The 15,050-nt window shown below is 36.8% G+C and carries 12 protein-coding genes and 2 pseudogenes; 7 read left to right on the top strand and 7 right to left on the bottom strand.

The features are described 5' to 3' along the window. Positions 1–460: 460 nt before the first annotated feature. Together M3226_RS19545 and M3226_RS19540 are read left to right on the top strand one after the other, a co-directional pair. On the top strand, positions 461–1,348 hold the full coding sequence (locus tag M3226_RS19545; RefSeq protein WP_374110652.1) for a permease: 888 nt from the start codon (positions 461–463) through the stop codon (positions 1,346–1,348). A 10-nt stretch (positions 1,349–1,358) separates the two neighbouring features. Then, complete coding sequence (locus M3226_RS19540; protein WP_251568384.1) at positions 1,359–2,255, top strand: TIGR03943 family putative permease subunit; 897 nt, start codon at positions 1,359–1,361, stop codon at positions 2,253–2,255. Between the two features lie 337 nt (positions 2,256–2,592). On the opposite strand, the gene M3226_RS19535 is transcribed toward M3226_RS19540, so the two are convergent. After that, positions 2,593–2,730, bottom strand: a complete 138-nt coding sequence (locus tag M3226_RS19535; RefSeq protein WP_251568383.1) for a hypothetical protein — start codon at positions 2,728–2,730, stop codon at positions 2,593–2,595. Then, positions 2,723–4,159, bottom strand: a pseudogene (locus M3226_RS19530) (purine-cytosine permease family protein). Before M3226_RS19530 ends, M3226_RS19535 begins: the two are co-directional and overlap by 8 nt. A 393-nt stretch (positions 4,160–4,552) precedes the next feature. On the opposite strand from M3226_RS19530, the gene M3226_RS32790 reads away from it, so the two are divergent. Together M3226_RS32790 and acpP are read left to right on the top strand one after the other, a co-directional pair. Further along, entirely contained in the window at positions 4,553–4,642 is a 90-nt protein-coding gene (locus M3226_RS32790) for a hypothetical protein (protein WP_374110646.1), read from the top strand. A 146-nt stretch (positions 4,643–4,788) separates the two neighbouring features. Further along, positions 4,789–5,016 (top strand): acyl carrier protein, encoded by a 228-nt coding sequence (gene acpP, locus M3226_RS19525; protein ID WP_144566987.1) that lies wholly within the window; start codon positions 4,789–4,791, stop codon positions 5,014–5,016. Between the two features lie 195 nt (positions 5,017–5,211). On the opposite strand, the gene M3226_RS19520 is transcribed toward acpP, so the two are convergent. The 3 genes and pseudogenes from M3226_RS19520 to M3226_RS19510 form a co-directional block, all read right to left on the bottom strand. Then, positions 5,212–5,601: a cupredoxin domain-containing protein gene (locus M3226_RS19520; RefSeq protein ID WP_251568382.1), complete on the bottom strand. Its 390-nt coding sequence runs from the start codon at positions 5,599–5,601 to the stop codon at positions 5,212–5,214. Positions 5,602–5,790: 189 nt separating this feature from the next. After that, a pseudogene (locus tag M3226_RS19515) lies at positions 5,791–6,796 on the bottom strand (macro domain-containing protein). Between the two features lie 165 nt (positions 6,797–6,961). Next, positions 6,962–8,458, bottom strand: a complete 1,497-nt coding sequence (locus M3226_RS19510) for a nuclease-related domain-containing DEAD/DEAH box helicase (RefSeq protein ID WP_251568381.1) — start codon at positions 8,456–8,458, stop codon at positions 6,962–6,964. 214 nt (positions 8,459–8,672) lie between these two features. Here M3226_RS19510 and M3226_RS19505 point away from each other — a divergent pair, with 214 nt between their 5' ends. Both M3226_RS19505 and M3226_RS19500 read left to right on the top strand, forming a co-directional pair. After that, positions 8,673–9,044 carry an ABC transporter ATP-binding protein gene (locus M3226_RS19505; RefSeq protein ID WP_251568380.1) on the top strand — a complete coding sequence of 124 codons (372 nt, stop codon included), beginning with the start codon at positions 8,673–8,675 and terminating at the stop codon, positions 9,042–9,044. 292 nt (positions 9,045–9,336) lie between these two features. Then, positions 9,337–11,163, top strand: coding sequence for an APC family permease (locus tag M3226_RS19500; RefSeq protein WP_251568379.1), 1,827 nt, complete (start codon positions 9,337–9,339; stop codon positions 11,161–11,163). 382 nt (positions 11,164–11,545) lie between these two features. On the opposite strand, the gene gdhA is transcribed toward M3226_RS19500, so the two are convergent. Then, positions 11,546–12,928: an NADP-specific glutamate dehydrogenase gene (gene gdhA, locus M3226_RS19495; protein ID WP_251568378.1), complete on the bottom strand. Its 1,383-nt coding sequence runs from the start codon at positions 12,926–12,928 to the stop codon at positions 11,546–11,548. A 145-nt stretch (positions 12,929–13,073) separates the two neighbouring features. Between gdhA and M3226_RS19490 the strand changes: the two genes are divergently transcribed. After that, complete coding sequence (locus tag M3226_RS19490; protein WP_251568377.1) at positions 13,074–13,985, top strand: LysR family transcriptional regulator; 912 nt, start codon at positions 13,074–13,076, stop codon at positions 13,983–13,985. Between the two features lie 273 nt (positions 13,986–14,258). Here M3226_RS19490 and M3226_RS19485 read toward each other — a convergent pair. After that, a partial coding sequence (locus M3226_RS19485; RefSeq protein ID WP_251568369.1) for an IS110 family transposase occupies positions 14,259–15,050 on the bottom strand: 792 nt, incomplete at its 5' end.

The raw sequence follows: 15,050 nt of genomic DNA, 5'->3' as shown, positions 1-15,050 counted from the left end.
TGAAGTCAGCTTTTTCCAATTGAATGATAAAAATACTGTAAGATTACCTACATGCAAAATATAACCCCAAACTCTTAAATGTGTTGCTCCAGAATCTGATTAATGATAAAAGACGCCTTCTTATTAAAGAAAATCGCCCTATAATGGAATAACCCCTGAACTTAAAACAGCAAGTTTAGTTAAAGTATTTTTAATCCCATTGTTATCCTAAAACCACGCCTTTTGTTTTATAAGGAGATCCAGCCGTAATTGGCTGGATTTTCAATTTCTAATTATTATCTTTTTCAAAATAAAACATTTAGAAAATTATTTTTTAACTGTTAACAATTTCGTCACAAAGATAGTTTAATATATTTAAATGGCAAACATATCTACCCCATTTGGAAAATCAAAACATATCAAATGAGTGATAATTTTGTTATGATAGAGTTTGTCTTTTTATAGAAACCAATTGTGTTATATCACAGGAGGAATATGCATGGATCGGTTATTACAATTGAATACGATTTTTATAAGTATTGTCATTGAGGCATTCCCATTTATTGTCATTGGGGCTTTTATTTCTGCACTGATAGAAGTTTTTGTTTCTGAAAATACACTGCTCAGAATTCTGCCAAAAAATAGATATTTATCTGTTGTTGCTGCTAGTTTTATGGGAGTATTATTTCCTGGGTGTGAATGTGGGATTGTTCCCATAGTTTCACGGTTAATAAAAAAAGGACTCGCCCCTCATGCAGGAATTGCCTTTATGCTTTCTGGTCCAATTATCAATCCGATTGTTTTAGTTGCTACATTTATTGCATTCGGAGATAGCTGGACGATGGTAGGGTACCGAGCAGGATTAGCAATCGGTGTTTCAATTTTAGTTGGACTTGTATTATCTTTTGTTATAAAGGACAATCCACTAAAAGAAAATAATGGAATACATGTTCACGACCATTCTCACCAGAATACTAGACAAAAATTAATGAGTGTTATTAACCATACCATTGACGAATTTTTTAGTATGGGAAAATACGTAGTGCTGGGTGCGTTAATTGCCTCTACAATGCAAGTTTATGTACCTACACGGATATTAACAACACTTGGCGGTACGCACGTAACTGCAATATTGGTTATGATGGCTTTAGCTTTTATCTTATCTGTTTGTTCGGAAGCAGATGCTTTTGTAGCAGCATCTTTTCGTAATTTTTTCCCCCAAACTTCAATCGTATCTTTCTTAGTATTTGGCAATATGGTAGATATTAAAAATTTACTTATGATGTTTGGGTCTTTTAAAGCAAAATTTGTTCTTCTTTTAGTTTCATTAATTTCTTCATTTGTATTCATTGGTTCACTTCTTTTGTAAAGGATGTGGGATGATGTTTAAAGTCCTTATTTTAATACTTACTACAAACTTGTTTTTTATGCTGCATGCCACAGGAAACATATCAAAATATATAAACATGAAATATAGCTTCTTATCTGCGAGTATGATCGTGATTTTATTCATACTTACAGTTGTCGAAGGAATTAAATTATGGTCATCTGAAGACGAGAAAGACAAACATGATGATTGTGAGTGTAGCCACGATCATCATGAGCATGAACACCATCATGAACATGGTCACGAAAAAAGGAAACAATCTGCTGGAAAAAAGATAAAAAAATTCTTGGCTTACACACTTGTGTTAATTCCTGCTATTTCTGGAGTGGTTTTGCCAGTTGCAACACTAGATTCACAGCTTGTGGATGCAAAGGGGTTTTCATTTCCAACATTAGAAGACGGGAGTAATCGGGAAGGAATGCACCAAGTTCTAAATCCTGATATGAGTAAATTTATGAATCAAACTGATTTTGAAGATTTAGTCAGAAAAGAATCTAAGTCTTATATTCCAAAAAATAATATTACCTTATCAGATGAAGACTATTTAGTCGGGTTAGAAGTGCTTTATAATTTTTCAGGGGCTTTTGCAGGAAAAACTCTTACGATGAAAGGATTTACTTACAATGGCCCTGGATTACAATCCAACCAACTATTTTTACTTCGATTCGGATTGATTCATTGTGTCGCAGACTCTGGAGCTTTTGGATTGATGATGCAATTCCCGAACAATATTCATATTCCAAATGACCAATGGTATCAAGTAACAGGAACAATGGATACCGTTTATTATCCACAAATGAAAACCAAAATTCCTGTTTTAAAAGTAACAAGCTACAAAACCATTCCAAAACCGAATGACCCTTATGTTTATAGAAACAGTTTGAATTAATAAAAAGGACCCTGCGTGTACTGCATCCCAAAAGTTAGAGTAAAATCTAACTTTTTGGGGTCACCTCAGCGGGGGTTTTTTTATGTTGATTTATTTATGGAGATACAGAAGAATAAAAGCGCAATCGCCTTGAACAGCACCGACAAGCATAAGACGCTCAGGGAAAGAAGGCGTTCTTTGCCTTCATTTGCCTGGTGGGCTGTGGGCCATCGAGGGGCTAGGCGCTGGAGCTGGACGTCGATAGTCCATTTATTAAGAGTTATCCACAAGCGAAAATTTTATAATTTCATTAACGAAAACAAAAGAGCTAGGAAAAGGTTCCAGCTCTTAGTTTAGATTATGTTTTTTCTCCCTCTTCAATCCATCTTTGGCAGATAGGATGGGTATTCCCCGCACTTTTGCTGCACCGAAACCAAGTGTTTGCCATGAAAACTTTAACTAAACCGCCCTTTTGGGTCTTATTTGCATTACTCAATTGGTACTTCCTTTGTTGAGGTGGGGATTTTTCTCTTTTTTTCTTTTTTCAATGGGACACCCATTTCCTTTACTGCATTTTTACTGTAGTATTTGCCCTTGGTATAGACAGCTACCACAATCGTAAGGAATGAAGCTAATATTGCCGCAAAGAAAGTAGCCGTATTTTGTAAGAACGTCCCCATGTATCCTAATGCAGCAATCGTTCCGAGGACACTTGAGATCATTAATGGCACAACCCCAACTGGATTCCATTTATATAATTTTTCTTGTCTCGCTTCATATTCTTTCGGTACAATTTTTAACAACTTCTTCACGACTAATGCATCTGTGACTAAAATAGCAGCCCACGCCATTAAGAGAACCCCTTGGAATGTCATCGCACTACCTAAATAATCTAATATACCACCAATCATTAACGCAATCGATACCACACCTGCGATAACAACCCAAAAACGACGATCAGGTTTGATATGAAATACATTCTCAAAAAAATTGGACAACGAAAGCGAAGCACTATAAATATTTGTGATGTTAATCCGTGTTTGTGTTAACATCGTAAAAGTTACTCCACCTAGTCCAAGAAGTGTGACAATGTATATCCCCGGATTAGATTCACCTAATCGGACACCAAACCATATTCCTAGTAAACCCATGACACCAAAACAGAAAATTTGCGGAACAAATCCAATCATAATGGATCCAATTTTGATATCCTTTGGTTTAAGGAAACGCGCATAATCTGACGCAATTAAAGCTGTTAACCCCATAATTCCGTGTTGCACTCCTATACATAATAGTAAAGCTGTTCCACCTATCTGTACACCGTCTGGTAAATATGTCCAAAATTGCCCATCAAATTTAGATGGTGTATGGAACGCGACCATTATTGTGATAATTAAAAAGATACCGAAGATTGGTAATGACCATTTTTGAAATTTGTCTAATTGTTTAATACCAAACCAATTTAGTGGGATGACAATTGATCCAAATACGATAATTAGAAGCCATAATGGAGTTGTGGGGAAAAATGCATGTACGGCGGTAACGAGAATCATACCTTCAAATGCACAGTACATGATAAAATTTGATGCGTAAATTAATGAAGTTAACGAAGCTCCAATATATCCAAAACCTTGTCTAGACATGAGATTTACGTTCATCCCTGATTTTGCGGATAAATAGGCAATGACTGTACCTAAGACTCCGGCAATTACAATCGCATAAATCGCTGAAATAATGGCGTTCATCGCACCGAACTTAAGGGCCATAACACTACCTGTTTAAAAATAAAAAATGGCAGTTGCAATGCCAAACGTTATGTTGGTTACGCTAAACCACCCCATATTCCGTTTTTCTTCCGGAACCTTATCAAATGAATAAGCGTCTTTTCCTTCTTCTTTGAGACCCTGTGTTTGGTCTACACGCATCCAATCATCCTTTCATGATGCTCTTCACAGCCTGTCTCCTTCCTTAGTTTCATTTCTACATTCATCTATACCCTTTCAAGATTGAATGCTTGATTTTGGAGGTAACAGAATGTGTGTTTTCTGGCATATTTTATTGAGAAAAGAAAAAAATAGACTCTTCTTCATAGACTATATTTTTCTACTATAATAATATTATATACCCTTTTAGTTGACATAATAAAATGTCGATAGAAAATTTCCCCGTTTTGTTCATAATTATTGTAATCCTTCCTTTGTTTACAATATTCTTAAAAGGCTGCTGTAAATACACCCTGCTCTTTAACTCATGCACCCCGTCAGAGTTTAAAACTTTGTTATCTTTTTTGATAGTAATTACCGAGTATCATAGAAAACTTGAGGAAAGAACTAATCGATATTGGTCAAAAAATGGGCCTTAGTTATCAATTAACTATTCCAGCTAGTGTGAAATTGATTATTTCTTAACGAATATAATAAGGTTTATGATCATTGTATGGACTATCAATAAATAACACCAAAATCCACCCAAATATTGGCAATACTTTTTTATTTCTACGTTCCCGATTAGGGTGTTATAATGGTGGTTATGAAATAATAAGGAGGATGCTACAATGACCACTTTTGAGAAATTAAAACCTATTATTGCTGACCAACTGGGTGTCAAAATGGAACTAATCAAACCAGAATCATCATTCAAAGATGACTTAGAAGCTGATTCGCTTGATATGGTGGACTTAACGATGGAAATAGAAGATGAATTCGCGATTGAAATTAGTGACAAAACCGCAGCGACGCTTCAAACCGTCGGGGATGTCGTAAACTATATTGAAAAGCGTTAAAAAAAAGGATTAGTTCTTCTTACAGATAGAAAAACCTACTCTAAATCCATACATATATATTAACGATTAACGTCACAAAAGAGACTTTCAAGAATGTCTCTTTTGTGACGTTAAATACATTGAAATATGAAAACTTATAAGCAGCACGTTTACCGTTGCCTATTAAAAATGCAAGGCCCGATTGGGCCCTGCATTTTATTTAACTATTACTTTTCCAACCATTCCTTCCTGGAAATGATACCGACATATCAGATCATATGTACCGGGCATATTCGGTTTCACGGTAATGGTTTTTTCTTTTCCGGGCTGGACTTCGGCGTCAATTCTGAGCTTTTCAACTGTGAAGGTGTGCTCTTTCCTACCTTCGTTTTTCAATATCAACGTTGTCGGTCTTCCATTGGGAATAGTGATGACTTTCGGATTAAAGTAATCATCGTTCAACTTGACCTCTATCGAATTCACCGTCTCCATAGGCTGTGTTTCGACGCCGGATCTTGCAAATACTGTGAGTGAGCCTGGAGTTGTCATAACCAAAATCACGGCAAGCAAAACGAATAATCCTGTTGACCATTTTTTTACAGACATTTTCAATCCCTCCTTTCCTAAGAACTATTTTTTTCTAATTCATAAAATATTATCACAATAAATTGTGGTCCAACGTCCTTTCTTACTCTAAAGGGTTGGAAGTTACAGAAAGTTTAGATAAAAACGTTGTAAAACCCTTGCTAATCAAAAATGACGTGTGAATTCACACGTCATTTTTGATTAGCAAATTTAAGCTCCGAGTAATGGTTGATCAAAAGCGAATAATACTTCATTTATTTCATGAATATTATAGTTAGCCTGTTGAATAAAGAACTCAATAATGATATCAAATTTACTGCTGTGTGATAAGGTGTACCCTGCAGTAGATAATAGATTCATCGTTTCTCTTAAATTCAACCTTAATGCAATGGCAAAAGCGATCGCTGTTTTCTTTGCAGGAGTATAGTCCACTCCATTTCGAATTTTTGAGAATAAGCGACGGTCTATATTTGCCTTTTTATAGGTCTCTACATCGGTCATCTCTTTTTCATCAATGAAACGTAGCAGCCGCTCGGAAAAAGTTTCATCGAGTTGGTCCAATAGGTTTACTAAAGATGCGTTCTTTACTTCTATGTATATCCTCTGTCCTAAATTCCTCTTCACGCAATGGCTTTACTGCAAATCGGTCTTCTCTTCCATTACGTTGAAAAGTGATTTCTACCTCTTCGACATAATTCTCATCAATATATTGATGGATGGATGAAAATAATTTCTTACTTACACCAAGCGATTTTTTATCAAAAACAACGAGATAAACGAGCATGTCGTTATGCAATAAAAACGTACTAATGGTGGAGACTGCAATTTGTAAGGCTTCTTCTTTCGGATACCCATATATGCCAGTCGATATTAATGGAAAAGCAATCGACTCACAGTGATGTTTTTTGGCTAGTTCCAAAGAGTTAAGATAAGAAGCCTTTAATAGTGCGGCTTCGTTATTACCCCCTCCTTGCCAGATAGGACCTGGCGTATGGATGATAAATTTCGCATCCAAGTTAAATCCATCAGTTATAACTGCTTCTCCCACATTACACCCGCCGATTTGATCACAGGCATCTTGCAACTCCCTGGCACCCGCCGCCTGGAATATTGCCCCACATACACCTCCGCCCATTTGTAAGGCTGTATTAGCAGCATTCACAATTGCATCTACGTTCATCTTTATAAGATCATGACGAACAATTTCTAATGGCATCGATCTTCCCCTCCTCCGAAAACCTCTTTCATGATCTAATAAACTAATTATACTTCTAACCATTGACTAGAAAAAAGAGTAGTCCTATGAAAAGGCTACTCTCCAGTTGAAACATTCTTTTACAAGAGTGATATCGATAGGTATCCTATGATTTCCTACTTCTGATTAATTCACCTTTTCGATTCCACCCTTCAACTGTTTCCTTTCCAACAATTTTGAGTCCAAATAATTGGTGAACTCGGATTCACTCGAATAAGATAGACAAAGATATTGCTTAGCCCTCGTCATCCCTATGTATAATAGTGATACTTCCCGTTCTTTATCCTCCTCTAATGGAAATGGCATCGAATCAACATTGACAATAAAGACTGCCTGGAAATCAAGACCCTTACTGCTGTCGACGGTACTAATTTTCACTTTGCCATCATCCTTCTTAAAGGTTCGTTTTGACACGTCATTCTCGGTTATCCAATAGAATGGAATCATAGACTCTACTAGTGATCGTTTGATGAGATCAATAATCGGATACTTATGTGTTCGCTTTACCCGATATAAAATAAGGATCTCTTCAAATGGCACTTTCCTCTCCTCGTGCAGCTTCTTGATTTGTCTTGAAACCAGCCTCATCTCGTCAAAGAAATTTGCTGCTTTGATAATACCGGGTTCTGGCCCTTTTCTCTTTGTACTTTGCGGAGCAATGATTTCCCCATCAAGCTCCCGATTAACGACTTTGTTTTTAAACACCGAATGTTTCCGATAGAAATCCCAGGCAAATTTTACGATTTGGGAAGTATTTCGATAATTAATCGTTAACACCTTGGAACGGCCCTGAAAGCTAAGACCTGTATCTTGTAAATAAGACCGCTTCCGCTTATAAATCGTTTGTGCCCTGTCCTCAACTAATAAAAGCGATTGTGTATCCGCATTGATCAATAAGCTAACCAACCGGAGCCAATCAGCTTCGAAATCCTGACCTTCATCAATTAATACGGCATCATAGGTTGGTAGAATCGTTTCCCGCCTTTCTATTTTATCAATGATTTCGGAAAGATTACTTTCTTTTATTGCATTAATATCCTCCATTGAAAGAGGTTCTTTTAAACGGAAGGGAACAACAAACATATTTAGAATCTTTTCCAGTAGGATTTCCTCGGAAAATTCGTCCTTATCAGGATCAATTTCATCCCTGGTAAAGCAAAGGCTCGGTTCTATGACCGTATAAAGATCATTCTTGATAAAATCTTGGGATGTCATTCTCGTAAAAATAACACCATGACCATACGGGAACTTTAAGTTAAATTTATACTTTCCTTCTAGTTGAATGAGGTTTTTATCCTTTTTTAATACATCTACTAATTGGAACGTATAGTCCCGAGCCTGTTTCATGGGACTTTTAATGACGGATTGCTCACCAGAAGCAGAAACAATATGCCACTCATCGTGATTAATTTGAAAGAGTGTGTTTTTGGTATAATCTTTCACTTCAAGAACTACGATTCCCAGGTCAGGGCCAATAATAACAAAATCGGGTCTCTTTCCTTGGATTTCAGGTTCAAAGTAGACGATATAATCATCTGGAAGATAGGTTTTCAATGTCCGAAAAAATAATCGTTCCCCTGCCGTAGCTGTAGAACGGATCGATTCAGGTATCGTAACTGCCATAATAAACGCTCCAAAATTTGCATTTTTCTCCATTATACTACAATTAGGAACATTCACCTAAATAAACACCCTACTTTAACCGCGTTTTTCTACAAAAATTAACAACAAAATGCGCCAAAAGTATTGTTTTTTATGAAAATTGCTTTAATAATAGAGTACAAGGAATTATTTACCTATATATAATGGTATGAAAAGGAAAGTGAAGTGTTTAAAATTGCTAAAGGGATTACTTGATAGATTTCTAAATATAAGTCAAAAACCAACCCAAACAGAGGTGAATTCGATCAGCCATGAGGAAGTAGAGGCAATAGTCGCTGCTAGGTTAAAAGAGCATGCAGCTATAATGGAGCAATCAGTAGCGGAGAAAGTGAATTCTGCGGTTCAAGGACAAGATAAAGAAGACTATTCGTTAACTACTAAACAGATTGAATTTGCACTGTCTTTAATTGAGAAAACGAAGAATTTTCAACTAGCTATAGACAAGACAAAGTTAACTGTAAAGGATCTAAATAGATTAATAGCTTACAACAAATTTAAAAATAATGGAATTCTCGTCAACCTAGTGAAAAAAGGTGTGAAAGAGTAAGTAATTTCTACTATCAGGAACAATGGCAATATGAACAAACGCGTTAATCTTTCTTGGATCAACACCTCTTTTAGTTCTAGAATATTTGAAATGCTGCTTCTAAGTGTATGACTTTTCATTAAAAATGGATAAGAATAAACTACGTAAAGTTCTATTTTGTATTTTTTTAAATTACATATTTAGATATCATCAATGATTTTCAAAACAGGATAACGGGTAGAATAAACGCATAACACATTATTAATGAATGGATAAAATGTACAATGCTTTTAATCATATGGAGGTAACCTGTATGCGTTATTCTATGTTTAAACGAGCCTTAATTGGCAAACCGCTTAAAACGAGTGAATTAGGTGAACAAAGATTAGGTAAATTAAAAGCACTTGCCATACTGTCATCAGATGCCCTTTCTTCTGTGGCATATGGGCCAGAACAAATTATCATTGTGTTATCCACTTTAGGGATGATTGCTTTTTGGTATTCTGTCCCCATTGGTGTTGGTGTTCTAATCCTTTTAACTGCACTAATTCTGTCATATCGCCAAATTATTTATGCTTATCCTCATGGCGGTGGTGCCTATGTTGTCTCGAAAAGTAACTTGGGAAAAAACGCTGGATTAATCGCAGGCGGCTCATTATTAGTTGATTATATTCTAACAGTAGCCGTTAGTGTTTCAGCGGGAACCGATGCGATTACATCCGCATTCCCTCAATTACATCCTTTTAATGTCGTTATTGCCTCTTTGTTAGTTATTTTGATCACCATTTTGAATCTCAGAGGTATTACGGAATCAGCTTCGGTCCTCGCTTATCCTGTCTATTTATTTGTATTGGCTTTAGTCCTTCTTATTGGAGTAGGAATATGGCAAATTGTAAGCGGACAGATTGCGTCTAATTTACATGCACCAATTGGGGCAGCCGTTCCTGGTATCAGTTTATTTTTATTATTGCGTGCATTTTCATCGGGCTGCTCAGCACTTACAGGAGTTGAAGCTGTTTCGAATGCCGTCCCGAATTTTAAAGAACCGGAAGCTAAAAACGCTGTCCATACATTGATGATTATGGGCTTTATTTTAGCAATTCTCTTCACTGGAACGATGTTTTTAGCTTATTGGCTGGGAATCTCCCCTAAAGCGGAAGAAACGGTTGTTTCCCAAATGGCTGCAGCGATATTTGGAAGAAATTTATTGTATTACTTTGTTCAAGGAACTACTGCCCTTATTCTAGTACTTGCTGCAAACACTGGATTTTCTGCTTTTCCTCTGTTAGCAGTTAACTTTGCAACAGACAAGTATATACCGAGAATGTTTCTAAATCGAGGGGATAGACTTGGCTATTCAAATGGAATCATTACTCTTAGTGTGGCATCCATATTGTTGATTATCATCTTTAGAGGGCAAACGGAACAACTTATTCCTTTGTACGCAGTGGGTGTATTCATCCCTTTTACACTGTCTCAGACAGGTATGATTGTGAAATGGATAAAAGATAGACCTTCTGGTTGGCTATTTAAAATGATGATTAATCTAATTGGTGCCTTGATCACCCTAACGGTTGTCCTCATTTTCTTTATCACAAAATTTTCTCAAGTCTGGTATATACTCATATTTTTACCGATTATCGTATTTGTGTGCCACCGGATTAAAAAACATTACGACGCCGTTGGTGAACAGCTGACGATTAAAGCGGGTGATGAGGCTCTTCCGCTAGAGGGTAACATTGTCGTTGTTCCTGTAGCTGGCATTACAAAGGTTGTTGAAAATTCATTAAACTATGCTAAGTTAATCGGTGACTCTGTTATTGCTGTTTACGTGGCTTTTGACCGTGAGAGCGAAAAACAAATGGAGGAAAATTGGAAGGAATGGCAACCGGATATCCGCCTCGTGACATTGTATACATCTTACAGAAGTTTACTAAGACCGATTGCACGCTTTATCGAAATTGTAGAAGATAAAGCAAATGAAGAAAATTATACTCTAACTGTACTGATTCCTCAATTCATTACGAAGAAAAGATGGCATGATATTCTGCATAATCAATCAAGTTTATTATTACGGCTTTACCTCATTTATCAAAAAAATGTGATTGTCTCAACCGTACCATTTAGATTCAAAAAATAACTCCAATTAGGACAACAAGAAAGGATTCATCTAAATTTAACCTTTCCGTTTGTTAAATCTTTAAATACTACCTTCCTTTGTAGGTAGTACTTTTTATTTTCAGTGACTAACAAAGAAAAAGGCGAAGTCATTGACTATTAAATCACCTGTTCGAATCGTGCGATTATTTCTTCTAATCACACTTGTATGGACTCTAATGTTTAATGTAGGATGGATACTTTTCTTTAGAGTGTTTAAATCAAAGGGATTTATTTCAAAGAAAAAGGGCGTACGATCAAGCAGAAATGAAGAGCAACCAGCTTAAAAAATTAAAAGAGCCTTAAGTGGCTCTTTCAATTTTGGGGGTTAATCCTTAGTTTGAAAAACTGATGGATATAATATTTTATATAACGCCCTGTGCAATCATAGCATCTGCTACTTTTACAAATCCAGCAATATTAGCACCGACAACTAGATTCCCAGGAGCATCATAATCCTCTGATGCTTTCATACTCTTACTATAGATATCTTTCATAATATCCTGTAATTTCCTATCGACTTCTTCTTGTGTCCAAGCCAACCGTGCACTATTTTGCGCCATTTCTAAAGCAGAGACGGCAACCCCGCCTGCATTTGCTGCTTTGGCAGGAGCAAATAAAACATGGTGATCCATAAAAGTATCGATGGCTTCTTGAGTAGATGGCATATTTGCCCCTTCGCCCACTGCCTTTACCCCATTCGAAACTAACATTTCTGCCGCTTCCTTATTAATCTCATTCTGGGTTGCACATGGTAAAGCAATATCGCATGGGATCGCCCAAATGCCTGAACAGCCTTCTTGATAGATTGCATCCGGATGTTCTTTGACATATTCAAAAATTCTTTTATTCTCTACTTCTTTTAATCGTTTCACAGTATCTAGATTAATTCCATTTGGATCATATACATAGCCGCTTGAATCGCTGCAAGCAACCACATTTGCACCAAACTGAATCGCTTTTTCCATCGCATAAATAGAAACATTCCCTGAACCAGATACCACAACGGTGCTTCCATTCATGCTTAATCCCTGAGCTTTCAGCATTTCTTCTACAAAGTATACTAATCCATATCCTGTTGCTTCTTTCCGGATTAAGCTTCCTCCATATCCGATCCCTTTTCCCGTTAGAACACCTGCTTCAAAAGCACCTTTTAATTTTTTATATTGCCCGAACATATAACCGATTTCTCTTGCACCTACTCCTATATCACCGGCGGGAACATCGATATCCGGCCCAATATGTCTGCTAAGTTCTGTCATAAAGCTTTGACAAAAACGCATAATTTCCATATCAGATTTACCTTTTGGATTAAAATCAGATCCGCCTTTTCCACCGCCTATCGGCTGACCTGTTAATGAGTTTTTAAAAATTTGCTCAAACCCGAGAAATTTGATAATACTTGCGTTAACAGAAGGGTGAAATCGTAGTCCCCCCTTATAGGGTCCGATAGCACTATTAAACTGGACACGATATCCACGATTCACTTCTATATTCCCGTTATCATCCACCCATGGAACTCTGAAGGAAATCAATCGCTCTGGCTCGATGATTCTATCTAAAACGGCAAGTTTCATATATATTGGATTTTTCACTAGGACAGGTCCTAGTGAATCAAGGACTTCTTTAACCGCCTGCTGGAATTCCCACTCATTTGGGTTTCGCATTTGAACCTGTTCAAATAAACGATTTACGTGATTTTTCACGATTTGCATTTGATTCATTTCTACTTCTTCCAGCACTTTCATAACATTCAGCCCCTAATTATTTTAAAGTTGAGAAAAATTTCTTTTCTTAAATGTGTTTTCATTTTATAATTTTATAATTGATAGTTTCAATATTCATTTTAGATGAAATCAATGCATTTAACGCATTAATTGGAGTGATAAATAGATGGAGACGAGGCAAATTCAATATTTCCTAGAAGTCGCAAAACGAGAACATGTCACAGAAGCGGCAGATGCCTTGCATGTTGCCCAATCTTCCGTTAGCAGGCAAATTTTTAATTTAGAAGAAGAATTAGGGGTAGCGCTTTTTATACGTGAGGGAAGAAGAGTCAAATTAACCCCGCTTGGCAGAATTTTTTATGAACGGATGAAACAAGTGTGGAATATGATGGAGGACGCCAAGCGAGAAGTAGAAGAATATTTAGATCCTGAAAAAGGAACTGTTCGGATTGCATTTCCTATTAGCATGGCAGCTCATACCATGCCCTCGATTATCTATGCATTCCGTCTTCGGTACCCAGAAGCTAAATTTCAGATGAACAATGGTCTTTATTCTGATTTAATAGATGGTGTGGTAAATGGGGAATTTAATTTAGCCCTGATTGCCCCCATGGTCAACCAGGATAAAGAGAAAAAAATTAAAGGAGCTACACTTTTCATAGAAAATATTGTGGCCCTCATCCCTATTCATCATCCATTAGCAGATCGGAAATCGATTCGTTTACGGGACTTAAAGGATGACCCATTCTGTGTCCTGCCTGAAGGGTTTAAATTTCGCGAACAAGTTGTTCAAGCATGTAAGGATGCAGGTTTTTCACCACAAATAGCATTTGAAGGAAAAGATATTGATGCATTAAAAGGATTAGTCTCTTCAGGATTAGGGGTAGCATTGATGCCGGAGACAACCTTGATTGATAACACACCGCGGTCTACCGTCGTGATTCCCCTAAATGATACCAATCTCACACGAACAGTCGGTGTCATCTATCCGACACAACGCAAATTACTCCCAACCGAAGCATTGTTTTATAACTTTTTACTTGAAACGTATGAAAGATTAAATGAATTTAGAAATTAAATCAAAACATTCAGGGACATACGTTTTTGTTTAATGATAAAGTAACAACAAGGTCAGGAGTATCCACTCTTGACCTTGTATTTTTAACAGATATTAGATTCCCAACAACCATCAATTTTTTAATAAAGAAGCAGCACTCAGTCTAAAAACTACCATGAAAATTAACTTCTGTGAGAACCGGAAAATGGCAATACTTAAATAGACGCAGCTTATTCATTTTTTAAAAAAGAGAGGAGCGCCTGATCAGGGTGTTTGTGGACTATGAATAATGGATTAGGATGCTTCGGTAATTGTCACAGTATAACCTAAGTTTTCTAGTCTTCGAACTGAATGGCGTACAATAGAAACTTGTTTTTGTTTATCGAAATAATCTTCGCCTAAGTCAACATACATTTCTTTTCGGGTTAGAAGATAATATGCGATTCGCAACATCGCATGAGCGACTACAATTGCTGCTTTCTTCTTTCCTTTTCGTCCAGCTGTACGTCTATACAGTGCACCGAGATAATTTTTTGACCCTCTTACTGATTGAGCTGCTTCTGTTAATGCGGATCTTAAATACTTATTTCCCTTTTTAGATCTGCTAGACTTCCTTTTACCTGCGCTCTCATTGTGACCAGGGACCAAGGCTGCCCATGAACATAAATGTGCGGCAGTCGGGAATTGATTTCCAACGTCCGTACCAATTTCAGCTAAGATTTGCTCAGCCATTCTTGTGGCGATACCAGGAATAGAATCGAGTCGTTCTATATCTTCCCGATAAGAGCTTACTCTTTGCGCTATCTCTTGATCCAACATTTCAATTTGCTCACTTAGAAAATCAATATGAGTTAAAATCGTTTTTAACATTAAGCGTTGATGTGGGTTAACATAGCCCTGAAGTGCCAATTCAAGTTCTTCCTTTTTCTTTTTCATTGAACGACGAGCGAAGTTTGCTAGTTTTTCAGGATCATTCTCACCATCTGCGATTGCTCGAAGCATATCCTTCGACGAAACTCCCATAATATCAGATACAACAGAACCAAGTTTGATATTGGCACCTTCTAAAACCTTTTGAATCCGATT

The sequence above is a fragment of the Neobacillus cucumis genome, from assembly GCF_023715505.1.
The sequence above is the reverse complement of the archived record's forward strand: the minus strand, read 5'-3'. Positions and strand labels throughout refer to the sequence as shown.